Annotated in this window: 15 protein-coding genes and 1 riboswitch; of the genes, 5 read left to right on the top strand and 10 right to left on the bottom strand. The window is 33.1% G+C overall.

Going from position 1 to position 21,139, the window contains the following annotated elements; genetic code table 11:
- The 5 genes from V7056_RS18435 to V7056_RS18415 all read right to left on the bottom strand — a co-directional run.
- Positions 1-1,233 (bottom strand): ABC transporter ATP-binding protein (locus V7056_RS18435; RefSeq protein ID WP_499703856.1); only part of this gene is annotated, 1,233 nt, incomplete at its 3' end.
- Positions 1,234-2,970: an ABC transporter ATP-binding protein gene (locus V7056_RS18430; protein WP_499703855.1), complete on the bottom strand. Its 1,737-nt coding sequence runs from the start codon at positions 2,968-2,970 to the stop codon at positions 1,234-1,236. It abuts the gene before it with no gap.
- A gap of 361 nt (positions 2,971-3,331) precedes the next feature.
- Complete coding sequence (locus V7056_RS18425) at positions 3,332-4,966, bottom strand: glycoside hydrolase family 13 protein (RefSeq protein ID WP_499703854.1); 1,635 nt, start codon at positions 4,964-4,966, stop codon at positions 3,332-3,334.
- Positions 4,966-7,344 carry a glycoside hydrolase family 31 protein gene (locus V7056_RS18420; protein ID WP_499703853.1) on the bottom strand — a complete coding sequence of 793 codons (2,379 nt, stop codon included), beginning with the start codon at positions 7,342-7,344 and terminating at the stop codon, positions 4,966-4,968. Before V7056_RS18420 ends, V7056_RS18425 begins: the two co-directional genes overlap by 1 nt.
- Positions 7,345-7,464: 120 nt before the next feature.
- Positions 7,465-8,460, bottom strand: a complete 996-nt coding sequence (locus V7056_RS18415; protein WP_499703852.1) for a LacI family DNA-binding transcriptional regulator — start codon at positions 8,458-8,460, stop codon at positions 7,465-7,467.
- Positions 8,461-8,719: 259 nt separating this feature from the next.
- On the opposite strand from V7056_RS18415, the gene V7056_RS18410 reads away from it, so the two are divergent.
- A complete protein-coding gene (locus V7056_RS18410) occupies positions 8,720-9,613 on the top strand; it encodes a L,D-transpeptidase family protein (RefSeq protein ID WP_499703851.1) in 894 nt (297 codons plus the stop codon).
- Between the two features lie 133 nt (positions 9,614-9,746).
- Here the strand turns inward: V7056_RS18410 and V7056_RS18405 are convergent, their stop codons facing one another.
- Together V7056_RS18405 and V7056_RS18400 are read right to left on the bottom strand one after the other, a co-directional pair.
- Entirely contained in the window at positions 9,747-10,784 is a 1,038-nt protein-coding gene (locus tag V7056_RS18405) for a M42 family metallopeptidase (protein WP_499703850.1), read from the bottom strand.
- Positions 10,785-10,896: 112 nt separating this feature from the next.
- Positions 10,897-11,169, bottom strand: coding sequence for a hypothetical protein (locus V7056_RS18400; protein ID WP_499703849.1), 273 nt, complete (start codon positions 11,167-11,169; stop codon positions 10,897-10,899).
- 148 nt (positions 11,170-11,317) lie between these two features.
- Between V7056_RS18400 and V7056_RS18395 the strand changes: the two genes are divergently transcribed.
- A complete protein-coding gene (locus V7056_RS18395) occupies positions 11,318-11,986 on the top strand; it encodes a Bax inhibitor-1/YccA family protein (RefSeq protein WP_499703848.1) in 669 nt (222 codons plus the stop codon).
- Between the two features lie 59 nt (positions 11,987-12,045).
- Here the strand turns inward: V7056_RS18395 and exaC are convergent, their stop codons facing one another.
- Positions 12,046-13,563 carry an acetaldehyde dehydrogenase ExaC gene (exaC, locus tag V7056_RS18390; protein WP_499703847.1) on the bottom strand — a complete coding sequence of 506 codons (1,518 nt, stop codon included), beginning with the start codon at positions 13,561-13,563 and terminating at the stop codon, positions 12,046-12,048.
- Between the two features lie 159 nt (positions 13,564-13,722).
- Here exaC and V7056_RS18385 point away from each other — a divergent pair, with 159 nt between their 5' ends.
- On the top strand, positions 13,723-14,559 hold the full coding sequence (locus V7056_RS18385; RefSeq protein WP_499703846.1) for a YitT family protein: 837 nt from the start codon (positions 13,723-13,725) through the stop codon (positions 14,557-14,559).
- 62 nt (positions 14,560-14,621) lie between these two features.
- Here the strand turns inward: V7056_RS18385 and abc-f are convergent, their stop codons facing one another.
- Both abc-f and metE read right to left on the bottom strand, forming a co-directional pair.
- Positions 14,622-16,439, bottom strand: a complete 1,818-nt coding sequence (gene abc-f, locus V7056_RS18380) for a ribosomal protection-like ABC-F family protein (RefSeq protein WP_499703845.1) — start codon at positions 16,437-16,439, stop codon at positions 14,622-14,624.
- A 511-nt stretch (positions 16,440-16,950) separates the two neighbouring features.
- Positions 16,951-19,230 (bottom strand): 5-methyltetrahydropteroyltriglutamate--homocysteine S-methyltransferase, encoded by a 2,280-nt coding sequence (metE, locus tag V7056_RS18375; RefSeq protein ID WP_499703844.1) that lies wholly within the window; start codon positions 19,228-19,230, stop codon positions 16,951-16,953.
- A 146-nt stretch (positions 19,231-19,376) separates the two neighbouring features.
- Positions 19,377-19,577: riboswitch (cobalamin riboswitch) on the bottom strand.
- Between the two features lie 193 nt (positions 19,578-19,770).
- Here metE and V7056_RS18370 point away from each other — a divergent pair.
- Positions 19,771-20,697 carry a DUF4349 domain-containing protein gene (locus tag V7056_RS18370; RefSeq protein WP_499703843.1) on the top strand — a complete coding sequence of 309 codons (927 nt, stop codon included), beginning with the start codon at positions 19,771-19,773 and terminating at the stop codon, positions 20,695-20,697.
- Positions 20,698-20,850: 153 nt separating this feature from the next.
- A complete protein-coding gene (locus V7056_RS18365; protein ID WP_499703842.1) occupies positions 20,851-21,108 on the top strand; it encodes a hypothetical protein in 258 nt (85 codons plus the stop codon).
- Positions 21,109-21,139 lie beyond the last annotated feature (31 nt).

Raw genomic sequence — 21,139 nt, 5'->3', positions numbered from 1 at the left:
TACTAATATCTCACCATTTATTGGATCATAGAAACGACTTAATAGGGAAACAATTGTTGTTTTACCAGCACCTGTAGCTCCAACTAGGGCAATCTTTTCACCAGGATTGATTGTAAAATTAACATTTCTTAGTACTGTTGAATTTTCATCATAACCAAAAGTGACATTATTAAATTTAACTTCTCCATTAATATGACCGATTGGTTGTGCATTTTCTTGACTAATGATATCTGGATCAATATCCATAATATCAAAAATACGATCTGCCGCAGAGAAGTTTGAAATTAAAGTATTATAGAAGTTTGATAAGTTCATAATTGGACGCCAGAACATTCCGATGTACATTGAAAAGGCAATTAACGTACCTACTTCAATTTCTTCGCTCATTACTAGTTTGTACCCAACATAGAATACAACTACTGTTCCGATTCCCCATGAAAGTTCAACTAAAGGCCAGAAAAAGTCATTTAGTTTAACTGCCTTCATGAATGCTCCCATTAATTCAGAAACTTTTTCTTTAAAGTCTTTTTCTTTATCCTTTTCTTTCGCAAAAGATTGAACAACCTTGATTCCCGAAAAATCTTCATGAATAAAGGCGATTAGATTTGATCGCTTTTTACGATATACATCCCATCTCTTCCTAGCACGAGTTTCAATGTAAAACATTGCAGCTGCAAGAAAAGGAAGGATTAAAACCGACGCTAAAGCTAGCTTAACATTTAAAATAAACATCACAACCGTAACACAGACTAAGCTTAATAATTCTGGAATTAATGTCTGGATACTTTGGTTAAATAAGTTTTGAAGTGCGTTAACATCACCCATTACACGAGCTAAAATTTTACCAACTGGGCGATTATCAAAAAATGTAAATGATAGTTTTTGAATATGTGTGTATAGTTCATGTCGAATATTCACCAAGATGTTATTTGTAACAGAACTAATCATTGTCCATCGAATTCTTGATGAAATCATTGCTAAGTAATTAAAAGCAAGTAAAACGCCACCGATCACCATAAGACCTTTTACATCGTTATTTTTGATATTCGTATCAATTGCTACTTTCAATAAGTACGGGTTTAAAATACCAACGATCATAACAAATAACATTAAGCAAATAACTAAAAAAGTTTTAAATTTATAAGGTTGTAAATAAGTTCCAAGTCTGAGAATGATCTCGACTTTACTACGATTCAGTTGGTCTTCATCACGATTTATAGTATTCTGTGCCAATTAGACCACCCCGCTTTCTACTGTTTCAAAATCTTTAAACTGCTCCTCATATACTTCATAATATTTTCCTTTAAGAGCAAGTAATTCTTTATGATTACCTTTTTCAACTATTTCTCCATTTTCAACAAACAGAATCATATCAGCATTTTTTACTGCTGAAATACGGTGAGCAATAATGAATGTTGTACTATGAGAAAAACGTTTATTTAAGTTGTGTAATAATTCATACTCTGTTTCCATATCTAACGCTGAAGTTGCATCATCAAGTACTAAAATCGGTGCTTTACGTAATAGTGCACGTGCAATTGAAATCCTTTGTTTTTGTCCACCTGACAATCCGATTCCACGTTCTCCAATTTCTGTACTAAATCCTTCTTCAAGCTCTTCAATGAAATCTAAACAGCATGCAATACGGCAAGCTTCTCGAATTTCATCCATTGTTGCTTCAGGATTTCCTAGTTTAATATTATTTTCAATCGTGTCAGAGAATAAAAATGTATCTTGTGATACTAATGACATATTTGTACGAAGGCTTGTTAAGTTAAAATCTTTCACATTAACCCCGTCTACTAATAATTCTCCCTCTGCCACATCATAAGAACGTCCAATTAAGTGTAGGATTGATGACTTACCCGCTCCCGTTGTACCCATAATCGCTACTTTGCTTCCACTTGGAATATATAGATTAATATTTTTTAAGACCATTTCATCATTATATTTAAAACTAACATTTTTATACTCCACTGAACCGTCAACAAGACTTGGTGTATAAGCGTCAGGTTTATTTTTAATTTCTGTTTTACGATCTAAAATTTCAAAAATCTTCTTAGCAGATGCTTGGTTTTTAGAAAGGATATCCGTCAACCAACCTAGCATTCTCATTGGCCAAATTAAGTTCCAAATATAACCACTAAATGCAACTAACTCACCAAGCGTCATCGTATCTTGAAGTACAAAATAACCACCAACAATGATCATAGCGACTAAGGCAATATTTGTTAAAAACTCAATTGAAGGAAAATATTTACGCATTGTTTTCGCTTGAGCCATATTTAAATCATAGTAACCACGATTCATTTTTAAAAATTTCAATGTTTCATGTTTTTCTCTGGCAAATGCTTTTACTAATCTTACCCCAGCGATATTTTGTTGAGCAGTTGTATTAATTTCAGCAGTATGGTCACTAATCTTACCGTATCCTGCATTTAATAATCGATTTAATCGAGTACCCATATATCCGATTGGAATCATAATTGCTAAACAAATCAGAGCTAATCTCCAATCAATAATAAATAAAATAATTGTACTAGCCACAAAATAAATGATGTTTTCTACGAATAATCGCAAACCAAAGCCAATTGTTTGCCAAATATTCTCTACATCTTCACCGATTCTCGAAAGTAATTCGCCAGTATTCATAGAATCAAAGTATTTAAACTCAAAACTTTGAATATGTTGGAACATTTCGTTCTTAATATCTTCATGTACTTTCGCGCCAACTAAATCATATAAATATTCTTTTACATAACCAAGAACTGACTTAATTAAAGTAATTGCTAAAATCCCACCAATGATTGGAAGAATCACCGATCCGTCTTTTTTAATAATACCGTCATCTACTAACACCATTTGTAAGTAAGGGATTAAATGGTCTACCCCAATTACTAGTAACATTGATAATGATCCAATAAATAATGATAATTTGTGCCTATAAACATAACTTAAAATTCGTAACAATATTGTACCTCCTTTGTATCAATCAACCTATTCTCTACGCAACCCTCCACATTTTTGACAAAAAAAGCCATGGGAATATTTTCCATACCCCATGGCCATAAAAAATCTTCTGTACCAAAATAAACATTAGCTTATTTTTGGCACAAAAAAGCCATGGGGAATATAAACCCATGGCTAGATTGTCATTAAATAATACGTTTTAACGTGGTCCGTCCTGCGCAGAGATAGGGTTCATGTTCATTATTAAATTGTAGTGTTTTTTTACTTTTATTTTTACAATCATCATTTCAACCTACCTCCCTTTTTATTTGATATTAACATCATATACGACTGACAAAATAAATGTCAAACAATTTTTAATTTATTTACAATTTAATTTGTATACAATCGCTTCAAAAGGTCTAAGGTCGATTGAGTCGAGCTGTATTCCAGAATTTTCATAGTTACTGAGTAATATTGTTGCATCCTCATATTGTTCTGTAAACTTGAATGTTGTTTTATTACTTGTAAAGTTAGCAACGATTAACAGTTTTTCATCTTCTAATTCACGTTTATAAGCAAATACTTTTTCATCATTTTCAGCTAACATGTCAAAAGAACCGTAAACAATAACTGGCAATTGTTTTCTTAGGTCAATTAGCTTGCGATAATGGTGAAAAATAGAAGATTGGTCTTTGATCGATTCTGCCACATTAATTTCTATAAAATTAGGATTCAATGAAAGCCACGGTGTTCCGCTCGTAAAACCGCCATGCTCACTTTCGCACCATTGCATTGGCGTGCGAGCATTATCTCTTCCTTTAGTATAAATAGATTCCATAATTTCTTCATGAGCATATCCTTTTGATATACGATCGTGATACATATTACGAGTTTCAATATCATCATAATCAGCTATTTTATCAAATCGAACATTCGTCATACCAATTTCTTCGCCTTGATAAATATAAGGTGTACCTTGCATTAAGTGTAGGATTGTTGCTAGCATCTTCGCACTTTCTTTTCGATACACCTTATCATTTCCCCATCTAGAAACGATACGAGGTAAATCATGGTTATTCCAAAATAAGCTATTCCAAGCTTTTCCATCTAACTGCGTTTGCCATTTATGAAATACAGCTTTTAAATCAAGTAGATTTAGTGGCTTTAAATCCCACTTTTCTTTTCCTTCTTGTTGATCTAAACTAATATGTTCAAATTGAAAGACCATACTTAACTCATTACGTTCTGGGTCAGAATATAATTTTGCGATTTCAGGTGTTGCACCCCAAGTTTCTCCTACAGTTAGTACATCATGATTTCCAAATGTTTTTGCGTTCATTTCTTGTAAATATTGATGAAGCTTAGGTCCATTCCCGGTAATCTCTTGATCTGGCAGTTTTCCGATTAAATCAATAACGTCCATACGGAAACCACCAATGCCTTTATCTAGCCAAAAATTCATCATTTTATATACTTCTTCATGAACCTTCGGATTTTCCCAATTTAAATCAGGCTGTCTCTTACTAAATAAGTGAAGAAAATATTGTCCAGTCTCTTCATCAAATTCCCACGCACTACCACTAAAAACAGATTGTAGACCATTTGGTTCTGCATTTTGAACTGGATCTCGCCAAACATAATAATCTCGATACGGATTATCTTTACTTTTTCGAGATTCAATAAACCATGGATGCTCATCGGAAGTGTGGTTGACCACTAAATCCATTACAATTTTAATTCCTTTATCATTTGCTTCAGAAATTAATCGGTCCATATCTTCCATCGTTCCGAATTCTTCCATAATGTCACAATAATCACTAATGTCATAGCCATTATCATCATTAGGAGATTTGTATACTGGGCTTAACCATATAACATCTATTCCTAGTAATTTTAAGTAATCAAGCTTTTCAATAATACCGTTTAAGTCACCGATCCCATCTTGATTACTATCCATAAAGCTTCTTGGATATATTTGATAAACGACGCTATTATGCCACCATTTTTTCTCCATTACATTAGCTCCTTACCTGATCTTGCCTCGAATTCTAAATGCCCTTCGATGCGTAATTCTTTATTCGTTCCATGTAAAAAGACCGTGATTTTATTCCAGCTTGGTTTAAAATCTCCTTTATTTTCAAGCTTAACGTTAACTGAATCATGATTAAAATCTACATTTACATGCAATTCAAATCTTTCTCCTGTTTGATAATTCATTGTCAGTCCATCGTCTTCGAATATGACTGTTTTTACATTACCACTTTCTTGTGAATACAGATGTAAGTAAAGTTCATCATCATTTTGATTCGCTTTTTTCTTTTTATTTGTTAAAGGAATGATACTTCCAGCTTTCAAAAATAATGGTATTTTGTCTAATGGCGCATCAATTAAACTATCTTTTCCGCCTTCAAATACTTGATCAGTCCAGTAATCGTACCAAATGCCATCTGGTAAATAAACCGAGCGTGATCTCGCCGAGCGTGTAACAATCGGTGCAACTAATAAGTTTTCTCCTACTAAATATTCATCATTCATGTCAAATGTACGTTCATCTGTTGGGTATTCAAGTACTAATGGACGCATAACTGGTAGACCTGTTTTTTCTGCTTCAATAAATTGTTGATACAGATATGGCATCCATTCGTAACGCATTTGAATATAATCTCTATTTATATCTGTATATTTCTCTTCAAAAACCCAAGGTTCTTGTCGATCCATTCCAATTGAACAATGATTTCTAAAATAAGGTAAAAAAGTACCCATTTGGATCCATCGAGTCAATAACTCTGCTTCTGTATCATTCATAAATCCACCAACATCTGGACCAGAGAATGTAACGCCAGATAATCCAAGATTTAAGCACATTGGAATCGTCATCGCTAAGTGCTCCCAAAAACTACGATTATCACCTGTCCATACTGCTGCGTATTTTTGAATGCCTGCATATCCTGCTCTAGTTAGTACGAACGGACGTTCATTTGTTAACTTTTGAATACCGATTGAAGTAGCTTTACTCATTTCATAACCATATAAATTGTGATATTCTTTATGGCTAATTGGATTTCCATCATTGTCATGAACAGCGTCTAAATCCATCGTTTTCGATTCATTGAATATGGCTGGCTCATTCATGTCATTCCAAATTCCTTTAATACCTAGCTTTGTATAAAACTCGTGTAATTCTCCCCACCAGTCTTTTACTTTCTGCTGACTAAAATCTGGCAATGCACTTTTACCTGGCCATACATCACCAATATAAAGTGATTTATCTGGCATTTTAGTAAATGCATCTTTTACGACACCATCTATGAAAACATCATATTGACCAGCAACTTTCACACCTGGATCTACGATTGGTACAATATGAATTCCCTTTTCAAGTAATTGAGGTAGATATGTTTCATAATTTGGGAAACGTTCTTTATCAAACGTAAATACTCTATATCCGTCCATATATAAGATGTCTAAGAAAATTGCATCCACTGGAATTTCAAGATTTTCAAAAGAATCAGCAATATATTTTAATTCCTCTTCATTTTGATAGCTATGTCTTGATTGATGATAACCAAGTGCCCATTTTGGTGGAAGATACGGACGTCCAGTCATAAAGGTATGTTGCTCAAGTACTTCTTTCATCGATGGTCCAGTGTAGATAAACAGATCAATAATACCTGTTTCTGTTTCTAATTTGTGTTCATCCTTGCGATTTTTAAAATCAAAAATCGTACGGCCGGTATTATTTAAAAAACAACCAAAAGAATAATTTGATGTAAATGATAGGTAAGTAGGAATTGATTCATACAACTCACTAATATCTGGTGTATGAGGTGCAAAAACGTCCGTATTCCACATTGATAAACGCTCACCTTTTTTATTTAACCAACCACTTTTCTCCCCCAATCCGTAAATAAATTCATTTTCTTGGGCTCCAATAAGAGAAATCGTACTTTCCTCAGTCAAATAAAAACCGTTACTGTAAATTTCACCTTTAGCAGTTTTGATGATAAATTTACAATTTTGTTTATGTAGATAAAATTCTACTTCTGTTGTTTGCATTAAAACGTGTTCTTCAGTTTCTCTGATTGTAAACTCAGATCCTTCATATGTTTCGATTGAGCTATTATGGTGCGTGAAATTTTTATTTGTATGGTTAACAGTTAATCTTACGATATCAGGTCTTGGAAACTCTACTGTGATATTCCCTTTGTTAACAGTAAACACACATTTATTTTTTTCTTTTGAATAAGTTGTAATCTGTTGAATTTGAAGTACATCAATTAATTGACTTGCTTCTGAAAATAATTCAGGTTTAACTGAAAAACTAGAATTTTCAAGCATAATTCCATCTCCTTTACCCTTCTCTTTGCAAACGGTTTCAACTTTACGTTTCATCTAAAGCAACCGTATGCACAAAATTGGTCTGATTTCTATATTGATTACCCATCTCATGAAACGATAGGTAACCGGTTACATATCTTATTTTAACAAGTTACATTCAATTTGCAAGACTTATCAAATATTTATTGTTGATTCACGTTCAATTAATTCTACTGGTAAAATAGTTCGACTAGGAACCTCTTCTCCATTCATCAATTGTAATAGTTTGGCAATGGCGTGTTCCGCCTGTTGCGAAATCGGTTGTTTTATGGTTGTGATTGAGGGAAAGGTCATTTCTGCAAAGGCTAAATCATCATAACCGATAATTTGAAAATCAGTAGGAATCTTCATCCTGTTTTCTTGGCAAACTCTTATCGCTGCCAATGCTAATGGATCTACCGTAAATAATCCTTCAAGCTTCTTATGTGATGACAAATAATTTCTAACTAATTCTAAATCCGAATGTTTTTGTCCATTGATATCTTTTTTATATTCTGGTTGTTCCGCTATTACTTCTAAACCAAACTCATCACAATGCCTTTTAAAAGAATCATATCGAATGGTTGTTACATTTTGTTTATCATTCATAAGTCCAAAATAGCCTACTTTTCTACAACCAGTTTGATAAAATTTTTCTGCAGCAAGTTTTCCTCCAAGCTCATTATCACTTGTAATAAGTGGTATCGTATCATCCAAATAACGATCAATCGAAACGACTGGGAGTTGTAAACTCTTATATTTTTCGACTGGTAATGTGTGACTAGCTAGTATAATGCCGTCTATTTGATGATTTTTTAGCATTGCTAAATACTCTTTTTCTCTTTCAGAAGAATAATCCGTATTACAAAGCAGTATGCGAAATCCTATTTTACTAGCCAAGTATTCAATATAATTAACCAATTCAGCAAAAAAGTAAATTCGTATATTTGGAATGATCACACCAATTGTTTTTGTCTGTCTTTTAAATAATGCACGAGCTACTTCATTTGGCTGATAATTCAATTCATGAATTGCTTGTTTAATTTTCTCCTTCGTAACATCGCTTATATAACCTTTATTATTTAAATATCTGGAAATAGATGCAACGCTCACACCTGCAAGCTTTGCTACATCTTTAATAGTTGCTCTCAAAATTTAATCCCCTTCAATTCATGTTCTTAGTTAAGTTATACAAATAATTGAATCTTATTTCAACATTTTTAAAGTTTTTATTAAACCATCAAGCATAAGGAATTTTTTAACTCTTTTTTACATTTTTAGTGCTATTACACATTTTCACTATTTTCCCTCTATCTTTTTTCTTATTTTCTAAGTTTCACTATATAGGACAAGCCATACCTACATAAGATAGTAAGGCTACTTATTTTTTTATTTTGTTGGGGGGAAAAAATTGTTTAAGCGCGTTTTTTTGTTTAGTTTGATTATTTTATGCTTTTTGTGTTCTAACTTTGTTCAGTCATTTGCGGAAGAAAAACAAGTTTCTCAGTTGATTATTATCAATAAGGCGATTAATAGACTAGCATTTTATGAGAACGGAAAGCTAGTAAAAGAATTTAAAGTTGCTACAGGGAGAAGCCAAGAATTAACTCCTGAAGGCAAGTTTAAAATTGTGAACAAAATTGTGAACAGGCCTTATTATAAAGAGAACATACCCGGTGGTGACCCACGTAATCCATTAGGTAATCGCTGGTTAGGATTAAATGCAAAAGGGACATGGGGTACAACCTATGCGATACATGGAAATAGTAACCCAGCTTCAATTGGGACTTATGCTAGTAGTGGATGCGTAAGAATGTATGATGAAGAGGTCGAGTGGTTGTTTGATCACATACAAAAAAATACGACTGTTTTCATTACGTCATCTAATCAATCCTTTAATGACATAGCGGTGTCTAATCAGCTATTTAATGATGATTCCGGGAGTATCGTTGTCACAAAGCCAAATGATATCCCAACTAGTTTAAAACTTGGTAGTGTTGGTAGTGAGGTTGAATGGCTTCAAGACACTCTAACAAAACTTGGTTATTCCACTAATGGGGTTGATGGCTATTTTGCAGAAGGAACGGATTTTGCAGTTCGAGTATTCCAACAAAATCATAAATTGGATGTCGATGGCGTCGTTGGAGCTGGGACGAAACAATTACTTTTAGATTTGCTAAAAGAAAAAAAACGTGATGATGCGCTCTCTTCTTACTTTTATACATTTACCTTGAAGAAAATCAATGCAAATGGTGTTTTAAGAAATGACGATGATTTAAACGGCGTTCAGCGTTTGACATATTAGTATTTTACTAGTATGAAAAATAGCGATCAGACATTATACCAATAGCATACATTGTCTTTTTTTAAAATTATAAATCATAATTTATAGCTACAAAAAAGCTGTTTGAGACTATCTCAAACAGCTTTTACTCTTTTTACTTTGTAACATATAAATACAATAATTTCATTGTATTTTCCATTGCTTGATAATGTGTACGTTCCATACCATGTGAGGCGTGCACACCAGGACCAATTAATGCGCCCCTAATATCTTGACCGCCACGAAGTGCTGCAACTGTATCTGATCCATACATTGGATAAATATCAACAGCATAGTTTAAGTCGTTTTGTTTAGCTAAATTGACTAAATCAGTTGTCATATTATAATCATATGGGCCGCCTGAATCTTTCGCACAAATTGAAACGTCATATTCTGTACAACTTAAGTCATCCCCGATACATCCCATATCAACAGAAATTAACTCCGTAATATCAGAAGGAATATATGATGAGCCATGCCCTACTTCTTCATAAGTAGAAATAAATAATTTTGTCGTATATGTTGGGACAATATTTTCTCTTTTAAACAGTTCTAATAAGCCTAATATACAAGCAACACTTGCCTTATCATCAATAAAACGAGATTTAATAAATCCGCTTTCTGTAATCGTTGTTTTTGGATCAAAGAAAATAAAATCACCAGGTCCAATGCCTAAATTGATTACATCTTCTTTATTTTTTACACATTCATCTATTCTTACTTCCATATTTTCAGGGTCGCGTTTTTTTGTTTTACTATCTTCAAACACATGAATTGATGGACTTGTTGATAAAAACGTTCCGCTGTAAATTTTGCCATCACGAGTTCTTATTTGGCAATACTCTCCATCTAATGTTGGAACAATTGGGCCACCAATTACAGTAAATTTCAACGTGCCTTTTGCAGTTACAGAGCGAACCATCGCACCTAAAGTATCAACATGAGCAGATAAGCCAACTACTTCATCATTACTTTTACCTGGAATTGTAATAACTCCACAGCCTTTGTTCGTAGTCTCAAACTGATAACCTAAGCTTTTAGTCCAAGAATGAATTAATTCCATAATTTCAAAACAAAATCCGCTAGGACTATTAAACTCAAGTAATTGTTTCGCTGTATTAAGAACAAACTCTTTATTAATTCTGATATCCATATTCAATCCCCTTATTTCTAAAGTTAATTAAAATCAACCCTAATGAATTCATCATACAGTTATTTAGTTTTTATATCAATTTACATATGAATGAATCATACAAAAATTTTGATTATTGATGATTTAACGCTTCTATTGCTTTATGTTCTAGTTCCTTTTTTACGTAAATATCGTACTGTGTATTGTCATAATATCGCCCTACTCTTAGATTCATTGGTATTTTTGTTTTATAGGGAATTCCCTTTTGTTTTAATTGTCCGATGATTTTAAAATAGCTTTGATAACCATAAGCGGTATAGATACATTTCCAATTTCTATTCACCAAAATTTGAAATGTCGAAATTACCCCTACAAATAAGATTAAGCACGATACTCCAATCCACATGGTAACACCTCCGCTTTGGCTCTTATTATCATTTTAATAGAAGTCTCTTGAATAATATGTCAGAATCCGCTTACTTTGCACGTCAACATATACTCAGATATGCTTAATCATGCTATAGTAAAGGAAATAAAGGGGGAGAATTTTTTTTATGCAAGTAGGAAAATCATTAATTACAACACACGTACTTCCAAGGTTCTTTATTGCCTTATTAATCTCATTTATCGGAACAGGTTTAGGTGGATTCTTTATACCGCCAGGCATTGCAATGGCAATTGGATTTATTCCTTTAATTGTTTTAGTCGCATTACTTCTCAAGTCCATCTTTGGTAGTGGAAAGAAACGTCGTAAAGGCCTAAGTGCTTACGGAATGGTGTTGCCAATGTGGCTTGTATACCTATTTACATTGTTAATGGGTATCAGTATTTATCCAGTTATCGACTATTATGTTGATTCAATGGGTGCAATGATGGTCATTGTCGCATTTGGTGTTACATCTGCATTATTTGGAGGCCTTTTCTTATACACTTACTTCACAAAGAAAGACTTCACTTTCTTGGGTGGTATTCTATTTTTCTCACTTCTAGCTTTAATTCTAGTAAGTATAGTAGGCATGTTTATCGGTTCTGATTTATTTTACCTTGTGTTAGCTTGGGTAGGAGTTGTGATCTTCTCTGGATACATTCTTTATGATGTTTCTCGAATGAAAAAAGATACATTCACTGAAAAAGATGTACCAGCTGCGGTATTTGACCTATATTTAAACTTTATTAATTTATTCTTAGATATTTTACGTATTTTAAATGCGTTTAAGAAATAATTATTCTATAAAGTTACAAAAAAACACCTTAGCGAAAAAATGCTAAGGTGTTTCTTATCTTAAAAGAATCCAAGTTTACTTGGTGAATAGCTTACCAACATATTTTTTGTATTTTGGTAATGATCTAACATCATTTTATGATTCTCACGTCCGACTCCAGAGTTTTTGTAACCGCCAAATGCCGCATGTGCTGGATATGCATGATAGCAGTTAACCCATACTCGACCTGCCTCTACATGACGTCCAAATCTGTACGCAGTATCCATATCACGTGTCCATACCCCTGCACCTAAACCGTAAGAAGTATCATTTGCGATTTGCAACGCTTCTTCCTTCGTTTTAAATGTCGTAACAGAAACAACTGGACCAAAAATTTCTTCTTGGAAAACTCTCATATCATTTCTTCCTTTGAAGATTGTTGGATTCACATAATATCCGTCACGAAGTTCTCCTTCTAGAACATTTCTGCTACCGCCAACCAATACTTCCGCACCTTCATTTTTACCGATTTCAAAATAGGAAAGAATTTTATTTAATTGCTCCTGTGATGCTTGCGATCCAATCATCGTTTCAGGATTTAGTGGATTACCTTGTTTAATAGCTTTTACTCGATTAATCGCTTTGTCCATAAACTCTTCATAAATCGATTCATGAATTAATGCCCTAGATGGACATGTACATACTTCACCTTGATTTAACGCAAACATTGTAAAGCCTTCAAGTGCTTTATCAAAGAACTCTTCATTATCCATTACGTCTTCAAAGAAGATATTTGGTGATTTACCACCTAGTTCTAGCGTAACTGGAATTAGATTTTTCGAAGCATATTCCATGATTAAGCGACCTGTTGATGTTTCACCAGTGAAAGCTATTTTTGCAATACGATTACTTGATGCTAATGGTTTACCTGCTTCAAGTCCAAAACCATTCACCACATTCACTACACCAGGTGGTAATAGGTCTTGAATCAATTCAATTAATACAAGAATTGAAGTTGGCGTTTGTTCCGCGGGTTTTAATACGACACAATTCCCTGCTGCTAAAGCTGGAGCAAGCTTCCAAACCGCCATCAAAATAGGGAAATTCCAAGGGATAATTTGACCTACTACTCCTAAAGGCTCTTTATAATGATATGCAACAGTATCTCCGTCGATTTCACCAAGTGATCCTTCCTGTGATCTAATACATCCAGCAAAATAACGGAAGTGATCAATTGCTAATGGAATATCTGCAGCAAGTGTTTCTCTTACTGGTTTACCGTTTTCCCAAGTTTCTGCAACAGCCAAATATTCCTTATTTTCTTCCATACGATCTGCAATTTTATGTAGAAGATTAGATCTCTCTGTGACGCTTGTTCTGCCCCATTTATCTTTTGCACGATGTGCTGCATCTAGTGCACGCTCAATATCTTCTTCAGTTGATCTAGCAACCTCACAAAATACTTGTCCAGTTACTGGCGTTACATTACCAAAATATTGTTCACGTACAGGTCGGACCCATTCGCCACCAATAAAATTATCGTAACGATTTTTAAACGTGATTAATGAACCAGTTTTTCCAGGCGTTGCATATACCATTTTTCATTCCTCCTTAGATAGCTTGTCTATATAAAAATATGAAAGCGTATACAATCATATGACTAGAAATCTATTTAATTAAAAATATTTTGCTTCAATGAATTGGTTTAGATAGAATAATAGTTATGATTAAAATTTATTTAAAAATGAGGGGTAAAGGTGCGTAAATACATCATTGAAATAATTGGACTACTAATCGGCTCAGCAATCTTTGCAATCGGAATAAACTTCTTTGCAATTCCTAATAAATTAGCAGAAGGTGGATTTATTGGCATTACAATGATTACTTATTACCTTTTTGAATGGTCTCCAGGTATCGTCATGTTTATATTAAATGCCACACTTTTGATCCTTGGATATAAGTTATTAAAAAAGCAGCTTATTCTCTATACCATCATCTCAATCGTAGCAAGCTCTCTATTCATAAGGTTAACTGAAGGTTTAGGGGTTCCAACGAAAGAAACATTACTAGGAACTATTTTTGCAGGATTATTCATTGGCCTTGGTTTAGGTATCGTGTTTCGTTCTGGTGGTACAACAGGCGGCACTACTGTCATTGCACAAATTTTTCATCAATACTTCGGATGGAGTATTAGTAAAACACTTTTAGCATTTGATTTAATTGTTGTTTCGGGTGGTTACTTTGTCATAGGTTTTGAAAAAACAATGTATACACTTATTTCTATTTACATAGGAATAAAGGTCATTGATTATATTATCGAAGGTCTGAACCCTAAAAAAGCGATTACTGTTATTTCTGACAAAGCAGATCAAATAGCAGTATTAGTATCGAATGAAATGAACCGTGGTGTAACAATTTTTCCAGCGAAAGGTCACTTTACAGGTGAAAGAAAAGAAACGCTTTATATCATTATTAATAAGCAAGAGCTTTTTGAATTAAAGAAAATTATTCATGGTATAGACTCAAAGGCTTTTGTTGTCATCCATGATGTACGTGACGTTTTTGGTGAAGGTTTTACTTTACCAAGTGTATAAAAAAAGTGTGTTTCCACCTTTCTGGTGAAACACACTTTTTTATTTTGGAATCAAGTCTTTATCTATATACTTTTCAATTTCAACTCAATGTCTGCAAGTTGCTGTTTTAGTACAACAATTTTTGATAGTTGGAAGGAATGTTCATCTTCACTCTCAAGTTCCTCAGCGATCATTGCTGATATTTCAAGTTCAAGTCTTGTTCGGTCATTTAACAAGCTCTGTTGATCGTTTGTAATTGATTGCCTTCCATTCCATTCCGCATATGAACCTTTAAATTCATAAAAAGTACCTTTTTCTATGTGGACTACACGATTTGATACTTTCTTTAGTAGAAATGGATCGTGTGAAACGACTACAACTGCACCATGGTAAACAGCTAATGCTTCCTCAATTCTTTCCCTAGTATGAATATCTAAATAATTTGTTGGTTCATCTAAAACAAGTAAATTTGAATCGGAAAAATAAAGTTTCACAAAAGCAACCCTACATTTTTCTCCCATGCTTAACTGACCTATTTTTTTATATACATCTTCTTTTCTAAACAAGAAACACGCAAGGATCGTTCTTGCTTCCGTTTCAGTCATATTTGGAAGAGATAATATTTCATCTAAAATTGTAGTATCTTCATTAAGTGTTTCAAGCTCTTGCATAAAATAACCTATTTTCAATTGAGGATTATGACGCACAGACCCTTCATTTGGCGCTAACAATCCAGTTAATAATTTTAAAAAAGTTGTTTTACCAGACCCATTTTTTCCAATGACAGCTAATCGATCTTCTCGATTCAATGTAAAGTTTAATTGCTCAAATAAATTCTTTTCAATTTCATATCCAAAGTAAACCTGATGAAATCTTATCATTTGTTTTGCTGAAAATGATTCACTTTCAAATTTTGTTGAAATTGATTTAACTTCTTTTGGTTTTTCAACCTTACGTTGCTCAATTCTTTCTAAATCCTTTTCTTTTGACTTAAATCGCAATGCGTTTTTAGCCGCTTGTTTCTTCGCAAATGGATCACGCTCACTTGCAGCATTATGTGACTGTGAGAACCATTGTTTATATTGGTTAATTGTTTCAATTAATTTCTTCTTCTCTGCCTCTTGCTTTTCATACAAAGCTTGGTTGGTTATTCTTTCATGTTCTTTTTGCTTTTTATACTCGGAATAGCCACCATTATACTTACATGTTCCATTTTCAGTTAATTCAACAGTTTTTGTTGCGACATCATCGATAAACTGCCTTTCATGTGATATAAAAAGCACTGTTCCCCTATAAGATTTTAGCCAATTTGTTAACCAGTCAATTGACTCACTATCTAAATGGTTCGTAGGTTCATCCATGATTAATAGCCTCGGTTGCCTCAACATAATTTTAGCTAATTTCACTTTTGTTTTCTGACCACCACTTAAATGAGAATACGGTATTTCCCAAATTGATTGCGGTAATTGAAATTTTTTAAGCGTTTGTTCAATCGTTGATTCCCACTCATATCCATTTAACTCAAGATATTCACTTAAATACTCATTAAATTCAATTACATTTTGTTCATTCGACATATCGTTTGATAATAGATCTATTTTTCTTTTGATAAAGAAAAGCTTCTCATCACCAGATTCCACTACCTCTTTTGCTGTCATTTGGTCAGTTTCATTTTCATCAGTTAATAACCAGCCTATTTCATCCTTCTTGAATTCAATTTGCAGAGTCCCTTTTTGAATTGGTAGTCTACCCATCAATGCATTAATAAAAGTTGTTTTCCCTATCCCGTTCTCTCCGATTAATGCAACTCGTTCGCCTTCTTTAATGTCTAAGTTACCATTTTCAAAGATCATTAATCCATTTAATTCAATACTTACATTATTTGCTTTTATAATAAACATACAAATCACTCCATCCGATTTTAAAATGGCCCTGTTATCGTATTAAAAAATTTATGATTGTTTAACATCAATAGCGAGCTGTAACAGAGCCTAAAAAATAAAAAACACACAAGCATCTGCCTGTGTGTAAATGGACGAATTGTTAATCGTATTAGTTTAACGAAAAACTAATACACGTATGCCTAAAAAAGGTGCGATTAAATAAAACCACGCATATATACATTTCATATGGTTCATTATTTAATATTCACGGCACTAAATATAGACAGACTAATCCAATTTCTCTGACTTCAGGCAGAGTACTTTTTTTGCTATAAAATTAATTAGCTTAAAAGTTATCGGATCATGTACATAGTGTCTAAATTTGATGCCTCCTTCAAAATATTAATTAAATAGTAGCTTACTTTTCAGTACATTTCAATACTTATTTTTTAATATATCACTAAATTGTTCAAATGATGCATGTCGATTTACAATTATACTTTATGTTCTAAAATGACTTTTCGTGCAATTAAGAAAGAATAGAATAAAAGTGTTCGCGTACTTTCTTTGCGGAAGCCACCATATTAGAAAGAGCTTGAATAACCTCTTTCTCATCTCGAGTTTTTAATCCACAATCAGGGTTGATCCAAAATTGTTGAACATCACACACTTTTAAAGAACCCACTATATTTTGCTCCATTTCTTGAACAGATGGAACACGAGGACTATGAATATCATATACGCCTAAACCAATTCCTAATGGATACGGTTTTTTTGCTAAGTAGGAAGAAAATTCTTCGTGGCTTCTTGCATGTTCAATTGAAATAACATCTGCATCTAGTTCAATAACTGCATCCATTATGTCAGAAAAACTGCTATAACACATATGAGTATGAATTTGCGTCATTTTTTGAACCCCTGCTGTAGTTAAGCGAAATGCACGAGTAACCCAGTTTAAATACGCTTCCCAATTTCGTTTTTTTAGTGGTAAACCTTCACGAATTGCCGGTTCATCTACTTGAATAATAGAGATACCTGATTCTTCAAGTGCATTTATTTCTTTTCTTAAAGCAAGTGCAATTTCATTTGCAATATCCTCTTTTGCATGATTTTCACGAACAAACGACCAGTTCAAAATAGTTACAGGTCCTGTTAACATCCCCTTCACAGGCTTTTTCGTTAAACTTTGTGCATAGCTAGTCTCATCGACTGTCATAGGTTTCATAAATTCTACACGACTATGAATAATCGGTGGTTTAACGCATCTTGAACCGTATGATTGAACCCATGCGTTTTTAGTAAAGGCAAACCCTTTTAACTTTTCCCCGAAATATTCTACCATATCTGTTCTTTCATATTCTCCATGTACCAATACATCTAAGTCTAATGTTTCTTGAAGCTCAATCCATTCTTTAATTTTCAATTTTATTTGATGACGATAGTCGGTTTCTGAAAGTTCCCCTTTTCTCCATTGTTGTCTAGCAATTTTGATTTCTTTTGTCTGTGGGAAACTACCAATTGTTGTTGTAGGTAATAATGGCAATTTCAATGCTTCTTTTTGGAAGTGATATCGTTCTTTAAAAGGTAACGCTCTATTAAAATCTTCTTCGCTTAAATTTCTTAGGTCATTTGAGTTGGAATTTAGTTTATTTAGATATTCGAAGATTTGTTTTCCCTTTTCAATTTCTTGTTTTACGGCATCATTACCAAACTTCAATGCTTTCTTTAACACGACTAACTCTTCTATTTTTTCATCAGCAAAAGCTAATGCAGCAAGTACAGTAGGCTCTAGCGAATCTTCTTTTTTCTTTGTGACTGGTACATGCAATAAGCTACAAGAAGGCTGAATCCACCAATCCTTTGGGTGAATAAGTGCTTGAAGTGTTTCGATCAATTGGATGGATTCTACTAAATCGTTCTTCCAAATATTTCTCCCATTCACAATCCCGCATGCCAGTACTTTATCTTTTGGAAATCCATATTTCCTCAATGCATTTACATTTTCTTCTCTACCATGAACAAAGTCTAATCCAATTCCTTTAACAGGGATTTTGATTAACTCATGATATTGCTCAACACCTTCAAAATATGTTTGAAGCATAATTGATAATGATGGAAGAGCCTCACATATTTCTGAATAAATTTCTTTTATCAACTGAATATCATCATTCGTTTCTTCTAACACAAAAGCAGGCTCATCAATTTGTACCCATTCTACTCCAGCATCTTCAAGTTCCTTTAGCATTTGAATATAGACCGGTAATAACTCTTTTACGACAGCATATTTATCTTCTTGTTTATATCCTTTTGAAAGCTGAGTGAACGTATAAATGCCTAAAATAACAGGTTTCGATATAATACCTAATTCATTTTTCACTTCTAGAAATGACATTAGTGGTTTGTTATATAATAATTTAGATTTACGATCATATTGATATTCTGGGACTATATAGTGATAATTCGTATTAAACCATTTAGTCATTTCACATGCTACCAGGTCTTTACTCCCTCTAGCTAATGCAAAATATGTATGCAATGAAGGTTGCTCAGATAGGTCACCAAAACGAGTGGGAATCCAGCCAAACATTGTTGCAAAGTCTAAAACATGATCATAGTAAGTAAAATCATTTACTGGAATCATCTCAATCCCTAAATGAAGCTGCTTTTCGATTGACTGAAGTCTAATTGACTTCATTTCGCTCTCAAATTGATCCTCTGTGATATTCCCTTTCCAAAAAGACTCTAATGTCTTCTTCCATTCACGGTTTTCACCAATTCTTGGGTATCCTAGATTACTTATGTTTACCATGTAAAACACTCCCTTTTTTGAATATAAAAAAGCATTTTTATCTAAATTGAGATAAAAATGCTCTTAAGTAGGAAAACACAAATGAACAGAATACATACATGTCAGTTTCCAATACATAAGGCACCTCCCTATCTCTCGTAGGTCGAACAGCGTCTTTAGAATAGGCAGGTCTCCTGACTTTTGGATCATCGTAAATAAAACCTTCCCTATCAATAGATAAGTGGTATGTATTTATTTACTCCTCAATTACAGTGGCGGGACCGTGTTGGAATTTCACCAAACTTCCCTTTTAAGTAAATGTTTAAAACGTACGTTTTAACATTCACACCTATTCCCCACTATTTAGTTTTCATTATTTTGTCATAATTTGATTTAATAGTCAAAATATTTATTTTTTTCTTACTAAAGTCCTAGAAAAGCTCATTCTCATATTTGAAGTAAAGACTACTTATGATATAGTGAATTAAATTAGAAAATTTTAACAATACATAATATGTCATACATTAAAGAAGTTCGATTAAATAAAAGAGGTGAATATGAATGGTGAATACCTTACAAGTTATTAAAAAAATTGGTTTGTTTCTCCTTGTCATTTCTCTTGTAACTGCTTGTTCAAATTCGAATGGTGTTGAAAGTGAAAAATCTATGTATATGGATAAATCCTCACAACAAGAAACAGATTCACAAACTGTGGATCAAAATAACGCCAAGAATGGTACAGAATCACCAATAGGAATCGTACGTAAATTAATTAAAACCGCTGATGTTCAGATAGAAACAAAAAAATTCGAAAAAACCATCGAAACACTTGAAATATCTGTCAGTGAATTTAATGGTTATATAGAGTCTAATCATATAACTGGTACATCAATGCTAGAAAAGTATGATGACAATAATGATGAATTCCCTTCAAGAACGGCACAATATACTTTACGAATTCCTTCTAATAAACTAAATGCTTATTTATCTAAGATAAACACGATTGGAAATGTGACTTCCAAATCTATTTCTACTGAAGATATTTCAAATCAATACTTTGATACAGAAACTAGAATAAAATCTTTAAAAATACAAGAAGAAAGACTACTAAATTTATTGAAAAAATCTGGCTCGTTAAGTGATATCATAGAGCTTGAAAAAGAACTTTCAACCGTTCGATATGAAATTGAAAGTTTAACAACAACAATCAAGACGTACGATTCATTAATCAATTACAGTACGATCAATCTTTCTGTTACGGAAGTAGCTGAAATTACAGATACTACCCCACCTAAAACAGTAAATGACCGAATTACTGCTAAATTTAAGGACAATCTGAAAAATATTTCAACTGGATTCAAAAATACTACGGTCTTCATAATCGGTAACTCTGTACTCATTATCATCTGGTTAATTATAATAGTAGCTGGATTTTTTATCGCACGTAAAGCAGTGAAGAAATACCATGACTGGAATATTCCGAAATAATAATGAATAAAAATAAAATACTAATCAAATAAAACGCTGTTATATCAGCGTTTTACTTTTTTATAACATATCACTTCATTTCCTGATTCTTCTTTATTACCTTCATTCAATACACGTAAATTTTAAAGATTAATTAATTAGGAGAATAAAACGATGAAACATTTCTTATTAAGCAAACTAGGAAATTGGAAAATACAAGTTGATTGTAATGACGGCGTACGAATTCTAGGAAATGATCATGAAATGGTATTATTAGATGAAGACAATGATAAGATTGGACATTTTTCGCTCGACCAAAAAGGGAGCATCATCATTCATGACATCCCATATGGAGGTCAAGTGAAAGTAAAGGAAGGTTACCAAACCATCGTCGTTTATATTCCATATGAAGAAGAATCCGTGGATGAATAAATAAAAAGGAGTGTACCTATTGGTACACTCT

The sequence above is a fragment of the Bacillus sp. JJ664 genome, assembly GCF_036962205.1.
GTDB lineage: Bacteria > Bacillota > Bacilli > Bacillales > Bacillaceae_G > Gottfriedia.
The sequence above is the reverse complement of the archived record's forward strand: the minus strand, read 5'-3'. Positions and strand labels throughout refer to the sequence as shown.